Origin of the sequence: Nocardia vaccinii NBRC 15922, from assembly GCF_001613305.1 — a bacterium.
Lineage (GTDB): Bacteria > Actinomycetota > Actinomycetes > Mycobacteriales > Mycobacteriaceae > Nocardia > Nocardia vaccinii.
The window spans coordinates 15,555-37,207 of record NZ_BDCC01000043.1 but is presented as its reverse complement, the minus strand read 5'-3'; the positions used below and the strand labels follow the sequence as shown (position 1 = coordinate 37,207).

At 66.7% G+C, this 21,653-nt stretch carries 16 protein-coding genes, 1 tRNA gene and 1 pseudogene; 11 read left to right on the top strand and 7 right to left on the bottom strand.

Annotated features, from left to right (window positions below; genetic code table 11):
• Positions 1-475 precede the first annotated feature (475 nt).
• Positions 476-880, top strand: a complete 405-nt coding sequence (locus tag NV1_RS26260) for a DUF190 domain-containing protein (RefSeq protein WP_245713929.1) — start codon at positions 476-478, stop codon at positions 878-880.
• A gap of 187 nt (positions 881-1,067) precedes the next feature.
• Entirely contained in the window at positions 1,068-2,708 is a 1,641-nt protein-coding gene (pgm, locus tag NV1_RS26255; RefSeq protein WP_067896792.1) for a phosphoglucomutase (alpha-D-glucose-1,6-bisphosphate-dependent), read from the top strand.
• 92 nt (positions 2,709-2,800) lie between these two features.
• On the opposite strand, the gene NV1_RS26250 is transcribed toward pgm, so the two are convergent.
• On the bottom strand, positions 2,801-3,469 hold the full coding sequence (locus tag NV1_RS26250; RefSeq protein WP_067896789.1) for a DUF899 domain-containing protein: 669 nt from the start codon (positions 3,467-3,469) through the stop codon (positions 2,801-2,803).
• A gap of 308 nt (positions 3,470-3,777) precedes the next feature.
• Positions 3,778-5,160, bottom strand: coding sequence for a DoxX family protein (locus NV1_RS26245; protein ID WP_245713928.1), 1,383 nt, complete (start codon positions 5,158-5,160; stop codon positions 3,778-3,780).
• 296 nt (positions 5,161-5,456) lie between these two features.
• Here NV1_RS26245 and NV1_RS26240 point away from each other — a divergent pair, with 296 nt between their 5' ends.
• Both NV1_RS26240 and NV1_RS26235 read left to right on the top strand, forming a co-directional pair.
• Entirely contained in the window at positions 5,457-6,401 is a 945-nt protein-coding gene (locus tag NV1_RS26240; RefSeq protein WP_067896773.1) for an SMP-30/gluconolactonase/LRE family protein, read from the top strand.
• Positions 6,402-6,581: 180 nt separating this feature from the next.
• Entirely contained in the window at positions 6,582-7,322 is a 741-nt protein-coding gene (locus NV1_RS26235; RefSeq protein WP_245713927.1) for a DsbA family protein, read from the top strand.
• Between the two features lie 80 nt (positions 7,323-7,402).
• Here NV1_RS26235 and NV1_RS26230 read toward each other — a convergent pair whose 3' ends face one another.
• Together NV1_RS26230 and NV1_RS26225 are read right to left on the bottom strand one after the other, a co-directional pair.
• Positions 7,403-7,684 (bottom strand): hypothetical protein, encoded by a 282-nt coding sequence (locus tag NV1_RS26230; protein ID WP_067896767.1) that lies wholly within the window; start codon positions 7,682-7,684, stop codon positions 7,403-7,405.
• A 13-nt stretch (positions 7,685-7,697) separates the two neighbouring features.
• On the bottom strand, positions 7,698-9,104 hold the full coding sequence (locus NV1_RS26225; protein ID WP_067896764.1) for an HNH endonuclease signature motif containing protein: 1,407 nt from the start codon (positions 9,102-9,104) through the stop codon (positions 7,698-7,700).
• Between the two features lie 122 nt (positions 9,105-9,226).
• On the opposite strand from NV1_RS26225, the gene NV1_RS26220 reads away from it, so the two are divergent.
• Both NV1_RS26220 and NV1_RS26215 read left to right on the top strand, forming a co-directional pair.
• Positions 9,227-9,299: transfer RNA gene (locus NV1_RS26220), tRNA-Ala, on the top strand.
• Positions 9,300-9,611: 312 nt separating this feature from the next.
• Positions 9,612-10,046 (top strand): hypothetical protein, encoded by a 435-nt coding sequence (locus NV1_RS26215; protein WP_067896761.1) that lies wholly within the window; start codon positions 9,612-9,614, stop codon positions 10,044-10,046.
• A gap of 557 nt (positions 10,047-10,603) precedes the next feature.
• Here the strand turns inward: NV1_RS26215 and NV1_RS26205 are convergent.
• The 3 genes and pseudogenes from NV1_RS26205 to NV1_RS26195 form a co-directional block, all read right to left on the bottom strand.
• Positions 10,604-11,014: a VOC family protein gene (locus NV1_RS26205; RefSeq protein WP_307630139.1), complete on the bottom strand. Its 411-nt coding sequence runs from the start codon at positions 11,012-11,014 to the stop codon at positions 10,604-10,606.
• A gap of 91 nt (positions 11,015-11,105) precedes the next feature.
• Positions 11,106-13,457, bottom strand: coding sequence for a glycoside hydrolase family 65 protein (locus tag NV1_RS26200; RefSeq protein WP_067896751.1), 2,352 nt, complete (start codon positions 13,455-13,457; stop codon positions 11,106-11,108).
• A pseudogene (locus NV1_RS26195) lies at positions 13,454-14,199 on the bottom strand (beta-phosphoglucomutase family hydrolase). Before NV1_RS26195 ends, NV1_RS26200 begins: the two are co-directional and overlap by 4 nt.
• A 378-nt stretch (positions 14,200-14,577) precedes the next feature.
• Between NV1_RS26195 and NV1_RS42450 the strand changes: the two are divergent.
• The 5 genes from NV1_RS42450 to NV1_RS26170 all read left to right on the top strand — a co-directional run bounded on the left by NV1_RS42450 (position 14,578) and on the right by NV1_RS26170 (position 21,638).
• Positions 14,578-14,730 (top strand): cupin domain-containing protein, encoded by a 153-nt coding sequence (locus NV1_RS42450; RefSeq protein ID WP_174557485.1) that lies wholly within the window; start codon positions 14,578-14,580, stop codon positions 14,728-14,730.
• 461 nt (positions 14,731-15,191) lie between these two features.
• Entirely contained in the window at positions 15,192-16,592 is a 1,401-nt protein-coding gene (locus NV1_RS26185; RefSeq protein ID WP_067896745.1) for a glucose-6-phosphate dehydrogenase, read from the top strand.
• A 128-nt stretch (positions 16,593-16,720) separates the two neighbouring features.
• On the top strand, positions 16,721-18,493 hold the full coding sequence (locus NV1_RS26180) for a molybdopterin-dependent oxidoreductase (RefSeq protein WP_067896742.1): 1,773 nt from the start codon (positions 16,721-16,723) through the stop codon (positions 18,491-18,493).
• Between the two features lie 26 nt (positions 18,494-18,519).
• The gene (locus tag NV1_RS26175; protein ID WP_067896739.1) at positions 18,520-19,773 is read left to right on the top strand and encodes an NAD(P)/FAD-dependent oxidoreductase; all 1,254 of its coding nucleotides are present in this window, start codon (positions 18,520-18,522) and stop codon (positions 19,771-19,773) included.
• Positions 19,770-21,638, top strand: a complete 1,869-nt coding sequence (locus NV1_RS26170; RefSeq protein WP_067896735.1) for a transketolase — start codon at positions 19,770-19,772, stop codon at positions 21,636-21,638. The genes NV1_RS26175 and NV1_RS26170 overlap by 4 nt, the downstream gene beginning before the upstream one ends.
• Positions 21,639-21,653 lie beyond the last annotated feature (15 nt).

The window sequence follows — 21,653 nt, the reverse complement described above, 5'->3', positions numbered from 1 at the left end:
GCGAACTGGGGTGCTGGCGTTGCTCGGGGGTGAACGAGCCTGGTGAAGCCTCGAGTTGCCCTGCGGTAGCCGAGAGTGAGCGCTCGATGGCATCCGCACTCGGACCGAATATCGCGATCCGCAACGATCGGATCGAGTCATCGCTTCGAATCTGCGGAAAGAACCCGCCGCTCGCGAGCCCGCGACGGGCGGCGGTCACCGATTGGGGACGACCGAGCAGATCGGCGGTGATCGCTGGCAGTTAGCATGATCCGGTGATCACCGGGCCGGGGTAGGCGATTTCCCGCTGGCGAGGCCGCCGCGGGTACTTCGGGAGAATTGCGGTGGCGTCGCGTGCGGTATGCCGATCGGGCGATTCAGGGCGGCTGCGCGCCGGCGAGGGCACGATGGACAGCACAGGGCGGTGCGAGGGACGGTGCGATGACACAGGGTTCGAGGCAACCGGGTACGCGGGCACGAGGATCGGGGGTATGCGATGAGTGAGGAACCGGCGGACCCCGCCGTGGAGATCATGACGGAAGCCGATGCATGGCAGCCGGATCCGCGATGGCGGCCAGCTGCCCGGCTCACCGTGCTGCTCGGTGAGGATGATCACTGGAAGCACCGGCCCCGCTATCACGAGATCGTGCGGCGCGCCCGCGACGCGGGCCTGGCCGGCGCCAGCGTGTGGCGTGGGATGGAGGGTTACGGCGTCTCCTCCCGTATCCACACCACCCGGCTGCTGGATCTGGCCGAGAACCTCCCGGTCATGGTGATGATTATCGACGACGCCGAACGACTACGCGAATTCGTCTCCGCCAACGCGGAACTCTTCGATATCGGTACCGTCGCGTTGTCTCCGGTGCAGGTCTGGACCGGCGGCTCCGGGAGCCGCCCGTGACGGCGGACAACCCCCGACCCTCCCGGCCGAGTACCCCGGTTCCGGTGGATCGTGCGAACCCGGTGCGATTCGCTACGGTAGAACGTCTGGGCACGGCGGCCGCCGCCGGAGCGTTTCTCGCAGAGTGGGTGTGGCCGTGATCCTGATGACCAGCCGGGCGCAGGCGATACGGAAAGGAGGCCCGACCATGGCCCACGATCGAGCCGGACGACCCGCGCGGGCCACCGATCTGGAGGATCTGCCTCATCTCGTGACGGCCTACTACGCGCGCATTCCGGATCCGTCGGATCCCGCGCAGCTGGTCCAGTTCGGTACGTCGGGACATCGTGGGTCGAGTCTGGACTGTGCGTTCAACGAGGCGCACATCCTCGCCATCACCCAGGCGATCGTCGAATATCGCGCCACCCGCGGCATCACCGGCCCGGTCTATCTGGCCCGCGATACGCACGCCCTGTCCGAACCCGCGTGGACCACCGCGCTCGAGGTGCTCGCCGCCAATGAGGTCACCGCGATCATCGACGCCCGCGACCGCTACACGCCCACGCCGGTGCTGAGTCATGCGGTGCTGCGGCACAATCGGGGCGGCGCCCGGCATCAGGCCGACGGCATCGTGGTCACCCCCTCGCACAATCCGCCCCGCGACGGCGGCTTCAAATACAATCCGCCGCACGGCGGCCCGGCCGACACCGTCGCCACCGAGGTCATCGCCGATCGTGCGAACGAACTGCTGCGCGGTGGCCTGGTCGGGGTCAAGCGCACCACGTTGCAGCATGCGCTGACGACCAGCGTCGAGCGGTACGACTATCTCGACCACTACATCGCCGATCTGCCGAACGTGTTGAACCTGGACGCGATTCGCGGTGCGGGCATCCGGCTCGGCGCCGATCCGATGGGCGGGGCCAGCGTCGACTACTGGGAGGAGATCGGGCAGCGCTACGACCTCGAACTCGAGGTGGTAAACCCGTTCGTCGACCCGACCTGGCGGTTCATGACCCTCGACGCGGACGGCCAGATCCGGATGGATCCGTCCTCGCGCTATGCGATGGCCTCCCTGGTCGCGATCCGCGACGACTACGACATCTCCACCGGTAACGATGCCGACGCGGACCGGCACGGCGTGGTGACACCCGATGCGGGACTGATGAATCCGAACCAATACCTGGCGGTGGCGATCGAATATCTGATCGCCAACCGGATGGGCTGGGACGCGCTGACCAAGATCGGCAAGACCGCGGTGACCTCTGCGATGATCGATCGAGTGGTGAGCGTGCTGGGACGTCAGGTGCACGAGGTACCCGTCGGATTCAAATGGTTCGTGCCCGGATTATTCAGTGGCTCACTGGCTTTCGGCGGTGAGGAGAGTGCCGGCGCCTCCTTTCTGCGGCACGACGGCACCGTGTGGACCACCGACAAGGACGGCATTCTGCTGGCCCTGCTGGCGGCCGAGATCACCGCGGTCACCGGCCAGAGCCCTTCGGCCCGCTATGCCGAACTCGAAAAACGTTACGGCTCACCGGCATACGCCCGAATCGATGCCGCCGCCAGCACCGCGCAGAAGTCCCGCCTGGCGGCCCTCACCCCCGACGACATCACCGCCACCGAGGTCGCCGGCGAGGAGATCACCACCATCCAGACCCGCGCCCGAGGTAACGGCGCGGCCCTGGGCGGCGTCAAGGTCAGCACCGAGAACGCCTGGTTCGCCGCCCGCCCGTCGGGCACCGAGGACAAATACAAGATCTACGCCGAATCCTTCGAGGGCCCGGACCATCTCGCCCAGGTCCAGGCCGCAGCGGAAGAGGTCGTCGGCCGTGCGCTGGGCTCGGTCTGACGGTCGGATCGATCGAAGGGGATTCGTGGTGGCTGGGCTCGCCGCGCCCGTCATGACCAATCACCCATGACGGGCGCGAAATTTGTCGTGACTCAGTACTCGTCGCGTTTGCGGGGCCAGTTGGCGAAATCGGTGCCGCGGCCGAGCGGGGCTCGGTCGAGGAGTTGCCAGGTGGCGTTGAGGGCGTCGGTGCCGCGGTCGTAGGTCGAGTAGGTGTGGTAGACGACGCCGTCTCGCAGGGCGAAGCAGCTCAGTGCCATCAGTTCCATCACGTCGAGCATATTTCCCGGCGGGCGGTGTTCGGCCGCGGTGCGCATGATCTCGAAGAAGTCGTCGTTGAAACCGCTGTCGCCCGAGGAGACCCATTCGATATCCCAGCCGAAACGCCGCTTGTAGGCGTTCAGCGTCGCCAAGGGGGAGCGTGAGGCCAGGATGAACGTCACGTCGCGGTGGGCCAGGTGGGGGACGGCACCGACCAGATTGTCGGTCTCGAAGGTGCACCCCGGGCAGCCCTCCGGCGTTTTCGGGCCGTGCATGAAATGCCGGATGATCAGCTGCGATCGTCCGTCGAACAGTTCGGCCAGGGTCTTCTCGCCGGCATTGGTCTCGAACCGGTACTCCTTGGTGACCGGCACCCACGGCAGCGCCTGACGCTGCCGGGCCAGCGCATCGGACCGCCGGGTCAATTCCTTCTCCTGCGCACGCAGATCCTCGTACGCCGCGCGCCATTGTTCCCGTGTCCCGATGTCGTGTGCGGGCATGGTGCTCCTTTCCGAGCGTTTGTCTCGAAGGTAGGACGGGGCGCGCGTGATGAATTCATCGTCGCGGGCGTAATCATTCGGGAATCCGGCGCGGGCCGCTGGGCGTACGCCGTACAAAAACGTCTGCGCAAATTCGGTTCCATCGAAACGCCCACGCCGACTTGTGCGTCCAACTCAGGGGCACGTCGATCGTCCAGGATTCCCGCGACCGGGTCTACGATCGCTCGGCTGAACTCGACGAACTCCGTCGCGGTCACCACCCCTCTTCGGACAATTCTCTCGAGCCGGATCGTAGAGGTGCGGACGGGTCAGAATGCCGGCTTGTCCTGAACCCAATGGAATCCGCCGCTGTACAGTCGAAAGCTGTTCAGGTCGACGCGGTTCAACTCGATGGTCACCGGATGCCCGTCGAGTCGGCCGTCCAGACTCAGTCGGTCGGGCCCTGATTGCCGGAATATGAACTCGGCCAACGGCTTCGGTGTGATATCGGTCTGCCCCTCGCTCTCGGTGACGTGTCGCTGCCCGCCTGCCAGTCCGATGTGATGGGTCCGGGTGTCGAGTTTCAGCGCGGCATCGAAGACCCGGCCGTCCATGTCCTGATAGCTCATCACGCCCGGCATATCGAAAATAATCCGCTGCCAACGATTTTCATCGGTGAGCAGCGGGGGAACGAGTTGTCCGTCACGGGTGAAATCGGTGACCGACCAGATCCCGTACAGCGGCGGATGTGGGCGGCCGTCGCCCGATTCGTGATAGTTCTTCCAGCTGTGATGGGCCAGCGGCACGAGGATCCATGGGATGCATGCGATCTGGATCAGCGCCGCGGCCCGGCGGTGCCCGCGGGCGTGGAACGGATAGGGCGCGTTCGAGGGTGCGCTGGGGCGATCGAGCACCAGCACGTCGAGTAGTCGCCGCGCGTGCGGCGCCAGCAGGATCAGCGACATGAGCATCAGGTGCCCGGACAGGATCTTCACCGGTACGTCGAAGGTCATGTCCATGACGAACACCAGGGACATGTCGACGAGGGCCAGCATCGCGCCGAGTATCGCGGTGCGCGGGATGAACAACAGGATCCCGCCGACGAGTTCGGCTGTGCCGAGGAGTATTTCGTACGTCGGTGCGGCACCCACCTGACTCCACAACACCGCCATCGGCGAGAAGTCACCGTAGGGCTGCAGAAGTGTGGTCAGCCCCGGCCGCGCCATCTGCGTCGGGATGAACTTGGCCATGCCGTAGGTCAGCATCTGCCCGGCCACACACAGCCGGACGAACAGCAGGAACCACCCCGCCGGCCGGCGATATCCGGGGCGCCGCCGATCCAGTACCGACCAGAGCAGTGTGCCGACCGCGGCCACCACGAGCACGCAGAACAACAGCACCCACAGCAGCGCCAGATCCCCACTGCCGCTGCCGTTCAGTTCCGCATCGACACCGAAAACGGTGCGTCCCACCCGCCGATAGACCGGTTCGAGCACCCGCACCTGCCAGACGACCGCGTCGTCGGGCAGCCACCCGTTGGAGCCGAACCACCCCAGGAATGCGAACAGCAACTGCGGATACAGCACGCAGAACAGCCCGAAGTACAGAACGCAGAACCGGAATGCGATGCGGGTGAACAAATTCCATCGAGCGCGGGCCGACCCCTCGACATCCCGCAGCTCGCCGTCCCGCTCCTCTGTCGCGGCAGTCACGCCGACCACCCTTCTTCGAAGTAGGCAACGGTACGAACCTACGAACAGACTGTGCGCGGCGCCTCCGGGAACCCCCTGAGCCGCACCCTGAATTCGCCCGGCTCGTACTCCAGCCCTGTGCGACAGCCGACCGGGGATGAACCTCGACCCTTCCCGAATCGTGTAGTGACACGGAAGGTCTTCCTCGTGCCGGTATCGTCGCTGGTCGGATCGTTCAACCAGACCAGTGGCGATGCCCGCCGAGGCGACCCCCCGCGTGGCGGCAACCCTGCCGCCCCGAACAGAGAAGGTAGGTCATGAACATTCTGCGCGCTGCCGCCGCGACGATGGCCGCATCGGCCCTCACCGCCCTGACCGCCGCCGTTGCACCTGCCGCGCAGGCCGCGGCGACCTGCCCGGGTGCGGGGCAGGCGAGTGTTCGAGCCGCGTCCGTGTCCGGCGCCGCCTTCGAGGGCCTCACCGTCGACCCACGCGGCCGCGCCTACGTCACCGACCTGAGCTCGGGCCGGGTGTTCCGCATCGATGCTCCCGGAGCGGCCGCGGTCCCGGTCGCGACCGTGCCCGGTGCGGGCGGGCTGGCTTGGACCCCGGACGGGAAGCTGCTGATCGGTTACGGATCGAATCCAGGCGTGATCGTCGGGGACGCCGTGCGCGCGGCCGGTATCGACGAATTCGACCCCGCCACCGGCAGACTCACTCCGTTTGCCGCGGGCCTGAGCGCCGCCAGCGGTCTTGCCGTCGGCCATGACGGAACCGCATATGCCACCAACGACTTCGCCACCCTGATCGGCCGCGTCCGCCCTGGCGGTGCGGTGCAAGCGGACTGGGCCCGCTTTCCCAGCGCCAACGGCGCGGTACTCGACCCGGCCGGACAATTCCTCTACGTCTCACGCACTTTCAGCAACCCCGGCGTCAGCCGAATCCCGATCGGCAATCCCGGCGCGCCGCAGTCACTGCTCGACCTGGCCGGGACCGACATCACCGCCGCCCCCGACGGCCTCACCCTGGATTCACTGAACCGGCCGGTGGTCCCGTTGAACCCATCGGGCCGGATCGTGCGGGTCGACGCACCCGGACGTTATTGCGAACTCGGCACCGCCGGTCCCACGACCAGCGTCGTCAGCTACGGCCGTGGCACGACCGGTTTCTCCACCGGCCGCTTGTTCGCGGCAACATTCGGTGGAGTCGTCTACGAGATCCCCGGCGGATTCGACCCCCGCGCCACCACCGCCACGCCCTGATACTTCCCTACCGGTCCAGTCCGGTCAGAGGTCCGGGCAGGATTCTTCCGCCTATCGCAATTGCGCGGACGAAATGGCGCCCGGCCGGTGATCACCCGTGGCGACATCGGGTTCCGGCAGCGATGCGGAACCGGACGTGTCGGGTTCCGGCGAGGCGGCTGCTTTGGCAGAGTAGGGGCCGTGAATTCCTCCCCCGGATCGACGTATCAGCCGCGCCCGATGTCCAGCCGCACCGCCTATCTCCTCGGCGGTGTCGCAGTCGTGGTCATCGCGCTGATCGTGGTGTACGTGATGCATTCGAGCAGCGGCAAGAGTCTGAAGGTCCAGGAAGACGGGTACGGTTCGGTGCGCGACTCGGCAGTGAGCGCACTGCTGGACTCCGATGGCGCCATCGTGCTCGGTAAAGCCAACGCCGCCAAGACGATCGATCTGTACCAGGATCCACTGTGCCCGGATTGTGGATCGCTCGAACACTATTACGGGCAGCAGATCGCCAAATATATCGATGCGGGCAAGCTCGCCGTGCGGTACCGCTTGGTGAACTTCTTGGATTCGAAGTCGGGTACGAAGGACTACTCGACCCGCGCTATCGCGGCCAGTGATTGTGTGGCATCGGCCGGTGACGGTCCGGTGTTCTCGAAATTCCACCAGGCGCTTTTCACCACCAAACAGCCCAGCGAGGAAGGCGGCAGCCTCAGCAACGAGCAGCTGGCCGCGATCGCGAAGGATGCCGGTGCCCCGGAGGACGTACAGCAGTGCATCGCCAAGGGTGACCGCGTCGACGAGGCGCGCGACCATGCGCAGACCGCGATGGCTGCCCTCAAAGATGCTGTGGGGCAGGTGCAGACCCCGACAGTGCTGGATGGCGGCAAGAATGCCGACACAGGGGACTCGTCCTGGGTCACCAAGCTCGCGGGTTAGTCCCACCCGACCTCGAACCGCCCGGACGGCAACCCCAGCCGTCCGGGCGGTGTTCATGGACCCCCGTGGACATCCTCCGGTCAGGGGTCCTCATCGATCAACGCCTCGTAGACGCGATTGCGCGCATCGGCGATCGAGTTGACGGTATCGCGCAGTTGCCCGGCCATCGCGGCGTAGCTGGCGCCCGCGGGGGTTCGGTCGAGTTCGGATTCCAGGCGACGGCGGAGTTTGTCGAGCGCTGCGATTCGTTCGCGTTCCACGGCGACGTCGATGACGGTCGGCGCCGGCGGACGGTCCGGATGCGACATGTGCGGTGTCCTGTGGATCGCTACCGGACGGACGTCCGGCTGCAGGGCGAGCATCAGTGAATCCCCCTCAGCGACTTGGGTTTTCGACAACAAGGTGGCCTGGCGGTTCGTTCTCGGGCGTCATCGATGCCAGCTCCGGATGGACGAACGCGCCGTGTTCGATCGGATAGGTCAGGTCGACGGTGGACGGATGCGGTTGTGCGGGAACACTTGCGGGACAGGGCCATAGGGCATCGAACGCTTCGATGTCGGTGTGTGGGAACAGATATCGCTCACCCTCGCGGAGAGTGGTGCGCTCATCGCCGGTGGGACTCTTCCAGAGTAGCCGATCGGCATCGACGCGATGGATCCGCCACGACGTCTCTCCACGGTCGGCCGCCGCCTTCAGTCGATGATGACGTGTACAGAAAACGGCGAGATTCGCCAGGGCTGTCCTCCGGCGTGCCGTATCGAACGGAACACTGTGGTCCACTAGCGATTCCGAAGAGGGCATGGTGCACCCCGGAAAGCGACACATACCGTCGAGCGCGCGAACATCCCGCTCCTGCCACTGCGCCGGGTCGGGCCGAGCGGACTCCTCCGGACTGGCCGGAGGCTCCGATTGCTCTGGAATCGCTTGGAACCGAGCGTATTCCGCGATCCGGCGAACGAGCGCCGCGTCGATCGGGCCGTAGCCCGACAGATGCGCCGGGGCATCCCGTTCGCCCAGCAGCGTTTCGGCGGGCACGCCGATCTGAATCAGCGGCCGGCGTGGCGGCTCGCTTTCCGGTGCGGTACAGCGCTTTCCGCGCCCACAGGTGCAACGCAGCCGACGTGACCCGTCGGCGAGCGCCACCAGTGCATCGGCACGCCGCTGCGGCATCGTGCGCGGATCGGCCTCGCATACCCGCAGGCTCATCTCCCGCAAACGCATCGCGACGGTCTGCGCACCCACCGCGGGCAGTAAGCCGTCGAATACCGCCATACCGTCCTGTACGGCTTTGATGCGCACGTCGCGATCACCCTCGCGACGCTCGCGGCGGCGACGCTCGCCCGCGGGATCGAGCCTGGACACCCAGCGTCGCACCGTCTGCCGCAGCCGCGCCGGGGTGAGCCGCTCCGCCACGTCGATCAGCGTCTGCTCGACATCGGCGAGCAGCTCCTCCGGCAGATCTCGCACGTTCTCCACCAGGACTTGTGCCCGCGCCAGATCGATCCGCCCCGAGGTGAACGCCGCTCGAACCCGCGGCAGCCGATCGAGCCCGATCCCGATATCGATCAGCCCCGCCGCCACCGCCTCCGAGATCTGTACCGCCATCGACGCCTCGGCCGCGGCGAACTCGGCGCCCCGCTCCTGCGCCGCTCGCCGCCGGTACAGCTCCCGCACCGCAAGCACCTCGGCAGCCTGCGCGAACGCGGCCGCCCCGTGCGCCCGCCGCACCGCGTCGAGCAGCCCCTCATCGGTCATACCCTGAAGCTCTCCGCTGTCGAACATGTGTTCGATCCTACCTTTCGAACATCAGTTCCACCACCCCGTTGTCCAGCCGATTTGGTGGCAATTACCCCCGTGGTGTAACTTCGTTCAAGCCGAAGGGGAACACCCCGGAAGCGCAGCACGGGGCTATGGCGCAGCTGGTAGCGCACCACACTGGCAGTGTGGGGGTCAGGGGTTCGAGTCCCCTTAGCTCCACCCGTTAGCGCAGGTCAGGCCAGGTTTGATACCGGGCCTGACTCGTTTTTATTCCGCCAACCCCACGTTTACCCCACGGTTTCGATTCAATTTTCCATCGTTCCGTCATGTTGGGTAGTGCGGTACATGCATTCCGTCGTCGAAGCCGATGTCGAGGCCACCGACCGTGGCCAATGGATGTTGCACTGCCACAACGCCTACCGCAGCGCAGTCAGTATGGTGACTGTCCTTCATTTTCAGCTGACCGCAGCTGCGCGGGTGGCCCGGAAAAGCTGATGCCACGGTCGGAATTGCGGCGTATCTACGCTCCGTGTGAGTCCACTTCGCACCGAGATGCGTGTGCAGGACATCGTCAAACGGGTGGTCGCGGGCGGGAAGGTCGAGGACGACTTCGTCGAGGCGAAGGCCGTCTGGCCGCCCGGCCCGCAGAAGGTTGCGCGCCGGATCGCTGGGATGGCCAACACCGCCGGCGGTTCGCCGATCCTGTGGATCATCGGACTGGACGAAGGCGGTCACCAGGTCGCCGATCTCGGCGATACCGATATCGCGAACTGGTGGTCTGCCGTGGAGGCGAAGTTCACCGATGATGTAGCGCCAAACATGCGGACGATGACGATCGGTACCGACCACGGGGCGGTGGTATGTCTGCATTTCGACACTGACCGCGCCCCCTACGTGGTGTCGACAGACAGCACCGGTGGGATCACCCGAGAGATTCCATGGCGGCGGCTGACTTCTCGCGTATGACTCACCTCCCAGCGTTAGGCGGCTGTCAGAGGCGAAACAGGTTACATACAGTCGAACACGTCGAGCAACAACAGAATTCGGTGGGCCTAACGCTCCCCAACGCGAACACCCTGACAGCGGTTGAGCCCCAGATCCGGGTCCGATCGGTCGGTACCCGCGCAGCGAGCGGGAGTCGATAGCAGCTATCGCCTCACCCACCGCACCGACCGGGGCGTAGCCCGGAGCGGTGGGGTTGCCGACGAGCGTTGTTCCTGACAGACGGTCATGTCGTCACTAGTGCGACCTTCCAGCGACATGTATCGGATCGCATCCGGCCTGCCCGACAATCGCCGCGAGCCGCCGCCCGGCGGTCTGCAGCCGCATGACCCGAGAATCTCCTACACCGTACTGTCCGATTCCGGGGATTCATTGTCCGGCAGCGAATCCTGCGCAGGCAGCGGCGAGCGCGATCATTTCGGGTTCACGGTCACCGGATCGTAGAATCAGCCTCTCCGTCGATAGTCCGACGAATCCTGTTCTGGAACAATCCTTCCGACACCGTTCTCGATGCCCCCCCGTCACCGGAATCGTCGGTCGATGACCTCGCGTGGAAGCTGTTCGGGGGTCGGGTAGGTGATCAGTACACGAATGTCGTCGGGATCGACGCCGTCGACGAAAGTGATTCCGTTCAGGGTATTTGTGTATGTGCTGGGATAGTGGGCGCGCAGACGTTGTTCGATCTGTCGCAGTTCTTCCTCGCTACCGGCGGACCAGATGATCTGCTCGACGCCCACATCATTGATGTCGCGTGTGTTGATTGCCTCGTGTGTACGCAGGTAGAGCTGGAAGCCGTCCGGCGTCAACAGCAGCGCCGCGTCCGGTTCGTGAATCGCGACGTTGCACCGGAACACGTCGCGGTAGAAGTCCACGGAACGCTCGAGGTCGGACACTCGCATCAAGCAGGAGGCGATCCGTGCCGCAGTACCCACATCCGTCTCCCCTCTTTCGGGAAGTACTGCCCAGGCCTTCACGCTACGCCCTGCCCGGTTTACCGGTGCCCAATAGCTTTCGTGTCGTTCACTATGTGCAGCTTCGCGGGGTGGGGGCGCGTCCGGGCGGTTGGGTCGGGCGCGGGGTTGTAGTCGTGGGGTCTGGGATCGGTCGGGTGATCGGGGCCTCGGTGGCCACGGTGATCTGCTGTCCATGGTGGGTGGTGCGGATCGGTTGACCGGATTGCAGCGTGTACGTCGCGGTGGTGGATGTGATGTCGACGGCGAGGCGTCGCCCGCGCATCATGACGGTGAACGCGAGGCGGGTCAGTGCTTCGGGTAGGCGTGGCGCGAAGGACAGCTCGCCGTTGTTGTCTCGCATTCCGGCGAATCCGGCGATGAGTGCGATCCAGCTGCCGGCGAGGGCGGCGATGTGCAGCCCGTCGCGGGTGTTGTGTTCGAGGTCGTCGAGGTCCATGAGGGCAGCTTCGGCGAGGTAGTCGTAGGCCAAGCCGGTGTGGCCGACCTCGGCGGCGAGGACCGCTTGGGTGCAAGCGGACAGTGACGAGTCGCGGACGGTGAGTCGTTCGTAGTAGGCGAAGTTGCGGGCCTTCTGCTCGGGGGTGAAGGCGTCGGTGCGGCGGTGCATGGCCAGGACCAGGTCGGCTTGTTTGACCACCTGTTTGCGGTACAGGTCGAAGTACGGGTAGTGCAGCAGCAACGGATATTTCTCTGCGGTGGTGGTATCGAAGCCCCAGATCTGGTGGGCGGTGAAGCCCTCGGCCTGCGGGTGAACGCCGAGAGTCTCGTCGTAGGGGATGCACATGGCGTCGGCCGCGTCACGCCATCGGGCGGTTTCCTCGTCATCGATCCCGAGGTCGCGGGCGGAGTCGGGGTGGCGGCCGGCGGCCTCGGCGGCGGCACGCAGGTTCTGTTGTGCCATCAGGTTGGTGTAGACGTTGTTGTCGGCGACGGCACTGTATTCGTCGGGGCCGGTGACCCCGTCGATGCGGAAGCGGCCGGCGGTGTCGTGGTGGCCCAACGCCGCCCAGAGGCGGGCGGTTTCGATGAGCAGTTCGAGTCCGAAGTCGCGTTCGAACGCGTCATCATCGGTGGTTTGGACGTAGCGAATCACCGCGTCGGCGATACCGGCGTTGATGTGGAAGGCGTCCGTGCCCGCCGGCCAGTAGCTCGAGCACTCTTCGCCGTGAATTGTGCGCCACGGGAACGCGGCACCGGCCAGCCCGAGCTGGGCGGCACGGGCCGTGGCCATCGGCAGGGTGGAGTGTCGCCACCGCAACGCGTGTGCTGCGGAGTCAGGGACGACCTGGGTCAGCACCGGCAGCACATATGCCTCGGTATCCCAGAAGCTGTGTCCGTTGTAGCCGGGACCGGTGAGACCCTTCGCGGGGATCGCGCGGCCCTCGCCGCGCGCGGCGGCCTGCAGCACGTGGAACAGCGAGAACCGCACCGCTTGCTGGATCTCCGTGTCGCCGTCGAGTTCGATGTCGGCCCGGGACCAGAAGTCGTCGAGGTAGGCGCGTTGCGCGGCGGCCAAGCCGTCCCAGCCCGTCCGCTGTGCGCCGGCGAGGGCGGCATCGGCCTGATCGCGCACCGCGGGCAGGGAGCGGCTTGCTGACCAACCGTAGGCGACGAACTTGTCCAACCGCAGCCGTTGGCCGGGGCGAAGTTCCGCGGTGATGGTGACGCGGCCCAGGTGCGGGAAGCTTTCCGATTCCACCTGCGTGTTGTCGGGTCCGTCGACGGCGTGGTCCATCACGACGGCGATGCGCAAACCGCTGCGCCCAGTGGAATGCACCAACCCTGCGCGGGTGCCCTTGGCGGCGTGTTCTTCGCCGATCAAGGGCGCTTGCTCGGCCGCGGCACGCGGGTCACCGTTTGCCGCCGGTAGCGCTTCGTTGGCGACCAGTTCGGATTGGATGACCACGCGTACCGGCCGGTCGATTGCCTGCACCCGGTACCGGATCGCGGCAATCGCCCGGTGCGCCAACGACACCATGCGGGTCGAGGACACGCGCACCGTGCAATCGGCCGGAGAGGTCCAGTCGGTGCGGCGGTGCAGAACGCCGTCGCGGAAGTCCAGGCACCACTCGTGGGCGTCGAGCCGACCGTAGGTGATGTCGAACGGTTCGTCGTCGACGAGCAGCCGGATCAGTTTGCCGTTTGTCACGTTGGTGATCATCTGCCCGGACTCGGGATAGCCGTAGCCGGGCTCGGCGTAGGGCAGGGTTCGCAGCTCGTGGACCCCGTTGAGGTAGCTGCCGGGCAAACCGTGTGGTTCGCCCTCATCCAGGTTTGCGCGCCAGCCGATGTGCCCGTTGGACAGTGCGAACACCGATTCGGTCTGGGCGAGCACGTCCAGGTCGAGGCCGGTCGCGCGCAGGCACCAGGGCTCGACCGTGAATGCGGGGTGATTGATCATCGGCGTCTCGTCAACTCTGCCAGGTCGGTGACGACGATGTCGGCACCGTGTGCGATCAGTTCCGTGGCCTGACCGACACGGTCGACGCCGACCACGTAGCCGAACCCGCCGGCGCGCCCGGCGGCGACACCGGCGAGGGCGTCTTCGAACACGGCCGCGGCATCCGGTGCGACCCCGAGCGCACGCGCGGCGGCGAGGAACATGTCCGGCGCCGGTTTGCCCGCCAACTTCTCCCGCTGCGCGGTGACCCCGTCGATACGCTGATCGAACAGGTCTTCGATGTGCGCGGCCGCCAGTACGTCGCGACAGTTCATGCTCGACGACACCACTGCCCGCCGCAGCCCGGCCGCACGCACCGCTTCCACATAGGCCACCGACCCCGGATATGCCTGCACCCGTCGTGGCGAATCCTGCGCAGCACGATCTCGTTCTTGCGGTTCCCCAAGCCTCTCACCGTCTCGTCGTCCGGCGGGTCGTTCGGGTCTCCCTCGGGTAGGTCGATCCCACGAGAGGTCAGGAACGCGCGGGTGCCGTCGGCCCGGGGTTTGCCGTCGACATAGGCGTCGTAGTCGGCGACCGGGTCGAACGCCACGAACGGCGAGTGCTCTCGCGCTGCCCGGGCTCGCAGGTAGGCGTCGAACATTTCCTTCCACGCCGCGGCATGCACCCGGGCGGTGTCGGTGAGCACGCCGTCGAGATCGAACAGACACGCCCGGGTCCCGTCCGGCAGGCCCAGCGTCACGGCAGCACCGATCTGCACGCGCGAGCAATCGAGGCGTCCAGCGATCTGCGGCACATCTGTGCAGTTTGCGCGCTCGGTGTGCTGTTTGCAGCCGAATTCCGATGTCCGCCGAACCGTGTCGTGTTGAGTACCGTTTCGGTATTCGGAACCAGAATGGCCGCGACACTCGCCCACAACTGGGCGCGCGGACCTTCTCCGCTGCCGTGACCCGCCTCTTTCGAGAACGCGCCATGTCCATCGTTATCGCCGTTATGGTCGTCGTCGTGATCTCGGCCCTGATCGGCTTGTCGCTGTCGGTGCGAGTCGTAACCCAGCACGGGCCCCGAATTTCGGTGGTCATCGACCAGCCGGGGATCAGACCCCACCGGGTAGGCCACGATGCTGGTCTTGTCCGGCCGGGTCCGGTTGACCTGTGCTGACAGCTCGTGGGAGGCTCGCAGCGGCGACCTGTTGATCGCGCCGGCGGGCCGTCACAGTCTGGAAGCGTTGGAGGATTCCGCGGTGCTGTTCACCGTTGCCAAACTGCCCTGATCGTAGGGAGTCCGTCGAGTTCGTTTGTGGTTCGGGACGAATCGGCGAGCACAGGGCACCTCTCCGTAAGCGGGAGAACCTCGACGAGGGCCGGAGCTTCGGCGTAGGTTGAGTGGTGCGGGGACAGCCAGTCGGTCCCGCAGTGAGGTCAGTCGTTCGCCGCTGACCGTGGCGAGCACGAGTTCGGTGCCGGACCCGTTGGTAACCACTTCTCGCCGACATCACCATGAACGTTCGCTCCGTGCCGCGACAAGCTATGACTCCAGACGATCCTCTGTGCGGCAACGAACAGGCCGGGTCACGACCACGGCATCTCGTCACGATCTCCGGCGCCCTGAACCCGGGGCCGCTGTGTCGGCCGTGTGCTTGCAGGAATCGAGGTGACGACGTTATGCGTTTACACCACCACCAGCGGCGGCTGGCCGAGGGCACCGAGATTGCACACCGCGCCGGGGTGAGCGATGACCTCTGACAATCATGGTGGGGTGGCGGATTTGCTGGTGATCTTCGGGATCACCGGGGATCTGGCGCACAAGATGACGTTTCGCGCGCTGTACCGGTTGGAACGGCGCCGGCTGCTCAACAGCCCGATCATCGGTGTCGCCGCGGACGACCTCCCGGTCGAGCAATTGGTGGAACGTGCCCGCGAGGCGATCGCGGGTGCCGGGGAACAGGTCGATGACGCGGTGTTCGACCGCCTCGCCGCACGACTGTCCTACCTGCACGGTGACGTGGACGACGATACGTTGTACGAGCGGTTGGCCGAGCGGGTCACCGCTCGCTGGCGCCCGCTCTACTACCTGGAGACTCCGCCGGCCTTGTTCGGGCCGATCGTGGAGCACCTCGGCAAGGCCGGCTTGGCCGAACACGCGCGGGTCGCGGTGGAGAAGCCGTTCGGGCACGACCTGGACTCCGCCCGGCAGCTGAACGCCCGGCTGCACCGGGTCCTCGCCGAGGCGCAGATTCTGCGGGTAGACCACTTCCTGGGCAAGGAACCGGTCATCGAACTGGAGTACCTGCGTTTCGCCAATCTCGCCTTCGCGGAGATCTGGGATCGCCGCAGCGTGTCCAGCGTGCAGATCACCATGGCCGAGAATTTCGGCGTCGAGGACCGTGGCGCGTTCTACGACTCGGTCGGCGCGTTGCGTGACGTGGTGCAGAACCACCTGATGCAGGTGCTGGCGCTGGTCGCGATGGAGCCGCCGGCCGGTGCCGGCGCCGATGAGTTGCGTGACAAAAAGGCCGAGGTGTTCCGGTCGATGCCGGCGGCGGATCCGAACCACGCCGTGCGCGGACAGTACGACGGGTATACCGAGGTGCCCGGGGTGGTGAAAGAATCGAGCACCGAGACGTTCGTGGCGCTGCGCCTCGAGATCGACAACTGGCGCTGGTTCGGGGTGCCGATCTTTCTGCGTGCCGGCAAAGCGCTCCCGGACCGAGTCACCGAGGTCCGGCTGATCCTGCACCGCACCCCACGGCTGACCTTCCTGCACAACCCGATGCAGATCGAAGCGAACCAGATCGTGCTGCGGATCGACCCCGACGCGGGCCTGCGCGTGCAGATCTCCGCACGCGACGGCGACTCTTGGCGCCCGGTGCACTTGGACACCTCGTTCACCACGGAACTCGGCGAGCCACTGGAACCCTACGAACGGCTCCTGCACGCCGCGATTGTCGGCGACCGCCACCTGTTCGCCCGCGAGGACAGCGTCGAGCAGACCTGGCGCATCGTGCAACCACTGCTCGACCGCCCCACGCCGATCCGCCCCTACCAGGGCGGCACGTGGGGACCGATCGAGGCCGACGACCTACTGCGCGGCCATCCGGGGTGGCAGCCGGCCTGGCTGGCGGCCCCCAGCTGAGGGCGGCTTCGCCGGACACACCCGCCGGCACACCACAGGGTTATTCGACAAGGTGAGGAGTCAATCATGCGATTGGGAACGACCGGCCTGGCTGACCGACTGACCGCCTCCCCACTCGAGGAACGCTGATGACCGAACGTCGTACCGACCAGCGCGCCGACGGCGACGGCCATGCGCCACCTGGGTTCCGGTCGCGGCTGAGCGCGGGCGCCGACGTCGTCGATCCGGCGACTTGGGCCGGCTCGGTACCACAAGTCAGTGGGATCGCCCCGCGACTGCGGGTCGGCCGGAGCAGGTGGTTCAACTTGCTGTGGTTGCTGCCGATCGGATTCGTGGTCCTGATCGTCGCGGTCGCCGCGGCAAAGGGCTTGCGGGACATGACCTCGGTGCAGCAGTTCATCGCCGACAACCCGGGCACCGTGGCGCCCGCCAGCGCCGTCGAGCATCCCGGACTGCCGATCTGGGTTGGAGTGCAGCATTTCTTCAACCTGTTCCTGCTGATCTTCGTCATCCGCTCCGGGCTGCAGATCCTCAGCGATCATCCGCGGCTGTACTGGACCCGGCACAGCACCCCGGGCCGGGACTGGTTCCGCATCCAGCGCCCGGTTCCGGTCGACCCGCTGTGGACGGCGAAGAAGGATTCCATCAGCCTGCCCGGCCAGATCGGGTTACCAGGCATCCGGCATTCGATCGGGCTGGCCCGCTGGTGGCATCTGGGCGTGAACACCCTGTGGCTGCTCAACGGTGTGGTCTTCTACGTGCTGCTGTTCACGACCGGGCAGTGGCGGCGTGTGGTGCCCACCAGCTGGTCGGTGTTCCCGAACGCGGTGTCGATGCTGATCCAGTACCTGTCGTTGCAGTGGCCGGTCGAGAACGGCTGGGTCGCCTACAACAGCCTGCAGTTGATCGCCTACTTCATCACGATCTTCATCGCGGCGCCGCTGGCGTTCCTGACCGGGCTGGGCATGTCCCCGGCGCTGTCGACCCGGTTCAAGCCGATCAGCAAGCTGTTCAGTATTCAACTGGCTCGCTCGCTGCATTTCCTGGTGCTGGTCTGGTTCCTGTTGTTCATCACCGTCCACGTCGCGCTGGTGTTCATGACGGGTCTGCTGCGCAATCTCAACCACATCTACGCCGGGCGCGACGCGACGGATTGGGTGGGTTTCGCAATCTTCGCCGCGTCGATGGTGGTGGTCGTCGTGGGTTGGGTGGCGGCGACCCCGGTCACGCTGCGTCACCCCCGGATGGTGCAGCGGGTCGGGTACGCGCTGATCGGACCGGCGCAACGGCTGTTCGAACACCTGGACGCGACGCCCGGGGAATACACGGAAAAGGACATCTCGCCCTACTTCTGGCACAACGGGCTGTATCCCGATTCGGCGGAGTACACCGCCTTGCTCGACAGCGGCTTCGCCGACTACAGGCTGCGGATCACCGGCCTGGTCGAAGAGCCTGTCGAGTTGAGCCTGGCCCAGCTGCGAGCGCTGCCACACCATGAGCAGATCACCCAGCACTTCTGCATCCAGGGCTGGTCAGGGATCGCCAAGTGGGGCGGGGTGTCGATGCAAACCATCCTCGACCTGGTCGAACCGCGGCCGGAAGCGAAGTGGGTGGTGTTCTACTCGCTCGCCGAGGGCCCCGACAACGGCCTCTACTACGACGCGCACCCGATCGAGCAGATGAGCTACCACCTCACGATGCTCGCCTACGACATGAACGGTGAACCGCTGACGTTCGGCCACGGCGCGCCGCTGCGGCTGCGCAACGAGTCCCAGCTCGGCTTCAAACAGGTCAAGTGGATCCAAGGCATCGAGTTCGTGGCGCGCTTCTCCGATATCGGCGGCGGCTACGGCGGCTACAACGAGGACCACGAGTTCTTCGGCTACCGGCAAACGATCTGAACGCACAAACAAGGACGGGGCGAGATATGAGCACCGAACAGCAAACATTCGTCATCGTGGGCGGCGGCCTGACCGGCGCCACAGCGGCCGAATCGCTACGCACGCAAGGCTTTCCCGGTCGGATCGTTCTGCTCTGCGAGGAGAGCGAGCGCCCCTACAACCGGCCCCCGCTGTCGAAGGACTATCTGCAGGGCAAGTCGGAGAAGGACAAGATCTACGTCCACCCCGAAACCTGGTACGCCGAGCACGACGTTGCGCTCCGGCTGGACACCCGGGCAACCGGGCTCGACCTCGCCGCTCACCATGTCAGCGTCGCCGATGGCGAGCGGATCGGCTATGACAAGCTGCTGCTGTGCACCGGGTCGGTCGCCCGGCGGCTGAGCGTGCCCGGCGCCGAGTTCGAGGGCGTGTTCTACCTGCGGCGGCTCGAGCAGTGTGAGGCCATCAAGGCGGCGTTCGCCACCGCCGGTCGGGTGGCGATCATCGGGGCCGGCTGGATCGGGCTGGAAACCGCCGCGGCGGCGCGCGCGGCCGGCTGCGAGGTCACCGTGATCGAGAGGGGCGAGCTGCCGTTGCTGCGCGTCCTGGGCCGAGAGATCGCCGAGATCTACGCCGATCTGCACCGGGCACACGGCGTCGCCCTGCGCCTGGGTGTCACGGTCGCCGAGATCACCGGCGATGGTGGTCGAGCCAGCGGCGTCCGCCTGGGGGACGGCAGCGTCATCGCGGCCGACGCGGTTGTGGTCGGGGTGGGCATCACTCCCGACACCGAACTGGCCGAGGCGGCCGGCCTGCGTGTCGACAACGGCATCGTCGTCGACGAACGCCTGGCCACCAGCGACCCCGACGTGGTCGCGGCCGGGGACGTCGCCAACGCCTACTATCCGCACCTGGGGACGCATCTGCGCCTGGAGCACTGGTCCGCGGCGCTCAACCAGCCGGTGGTGGCCGCGGCCACCATGCTGGGCCGTGACGCGGTCTATGATCGCGTGCCGTACTTCTACTCCGACCAGTACGAGATGGGTATGGAGTACTCCGGCTACGTCGCCAATGGCGACTACGACGAGGTCGTTTTCCGCGGCGATGTGAAAAAGGGGGAGTACGTTGCGTTTTGGCTGCGTGACGGGCGGGTGCGGGCAGGGATGAATGTCAATGTCTGGGACGTCACCGACACGATCGCGGCCCTGGTCCGTGCCGGTCGGCCCGTGGATCGTGACAAGCTGGCCGACCCCGCCGTACCGCTGGCCGAGGTGACCACGGTACCGGTGGCGCGGTCATGACCACGTCGATGACCGCCGCACAGATCGAGCTCGCCGAGCAGCTGGCCGCCCAGTTGCGGGTGGACTCGATCCGCTGCAGCACCCCCGCCGGCTCCGGGCACCCCACCTCGTCGCTGTCGGCCGCGGACCTGATGGCCGTGCTGATGGTCGGGCACCTGCATTACGACTGGCACCGCCCCGACCTGCCGGCCAACGATCACCTGATCTTCTCCAAGGGGCACGCGTCCCCGCTGTTGTACTCGATGTTCCGCGCCGCCGGCGTCGTGGACGAGAACGAGCTGATCAAAACCTACCGGCAGCTCGGCTCCCGGCTGCAGGGCCACCCCACCCCGATACTGCCCTGGGTGGACGTCGCGACCGGCTCGCTCGGTCAGGGCTTGCCCGACGCGGTCGGGGTGTGTCTGGCAGGGAAGCACCTGGACAAGCTGCCCTATCACGTGTGGGTGCTGTGCGGGGACAGCGAAACCGCGGAAGGCTCCATGTGGGAGGCCCTGGACAAGGCCGGCTACTACCGGCTCGGCAACCTCACCGCCATCATCGACATCAACCGGCTCGGCCAGCGCGGACCCACCGAACTGGAGTGGGACCTGGACCGCTACGCCGCCCGCGTCCAGGCGTTCGGGTGCCGGCCCCTGATCGTCGACGGACACGACCTGGCCGACATCGACCGGGCACTCACCCAGGCCCGCGCCGGCGGGGACCAGCCGGCGGTGCTGCTGGCCCGCACCATCAAAGCCAAGGGCGTGCCCGAGATCGAAGACCGCGACGGGTGGCACGGCAAGGCCCTGCCCCCCGACATGGCCGAACGCGCCATCGCCGCACTCGGCGGCCCCAGCAACCTGCACATCACGTCCCATCCTCCAGCCGCCGCGACATCGGCCACCACGGCCGACCCGGCCGCCCCGATCACCCTGCCCACCTACGAACTGGGCGAGATGGTGGCGACCCGGGTCGCGTTCGGCGCCGCCATCGCCGCTCTCGCCGTCCGCCCCGAGGTCGTCGTCCTCGACGGCGAGGTCGGCAACTCCACCCACGCCGACGATTTCCAAAAGGTCTGTCCAGACCGCTATTTCGAGATGTTCATCGCCGAACAGCAGTTGGTGGCGACCGCGGTCGGGCTCGCCGTGCGCGGCTACGTCGCGTTCGCCGCCACCTTCGCGGTGTTCTTTGCCCGTGCCTACGACTTCATCCGGATGGCCGGCATCTCGCAGGTGAACATCCGCCTGGTCGGTTCGCATGCCGGGGTGGAGATCGGTCCGGACGGTCCGTCGCAGATGGCGTTGGAGGACCTGGCCGCGCTGCGCGCGGTGCACGGCTCGGTCGTGCTCTACCCCGCCGACGCCACCTGCACCACCAAGCTCGTCGCAACCATGGCCGACACCGCAGGCATCGTCTACCTACGCACCACCCGCGGCGCCTACCCGGTGCTCTACCCGCCCGCCGAGCAGTTCCCGGTCGGCGGATCGAAGGTCCTGCGGGCCGGGCCCGACGATCAGGTCGCCCTGATCGGCGCCGGTGTCACCGTGCACGAATGCCTCACCGCCGCAGACGAACTCGCCGCCGTAGGCATCCCCGCGCGGGTGATCGACGCCTACTCGGTCAAACCCATCGACCACGAGGCCCTGGTGGACGCCTGCCTGGTGACCGGCAGCCGCCTGGTGGTGGCCGAGGACCACTACCCCGAGGGCGGGCTCGGCGGCGCCGTGCTGCAGTCGCTGGCCGGCGCCGAAGTGCCGCCGCTGCGTGTCGCGCACCTCGCGGTGCGGGGACTGCCCGGCTCCGGCACACCCGCGCAACTGCTCGACGCCGCCGGCATCTCCGCGATCTACATCGCCACCGCCGCACGCCGGCTGGTCGCGCCATGACCCCACCCACACCGG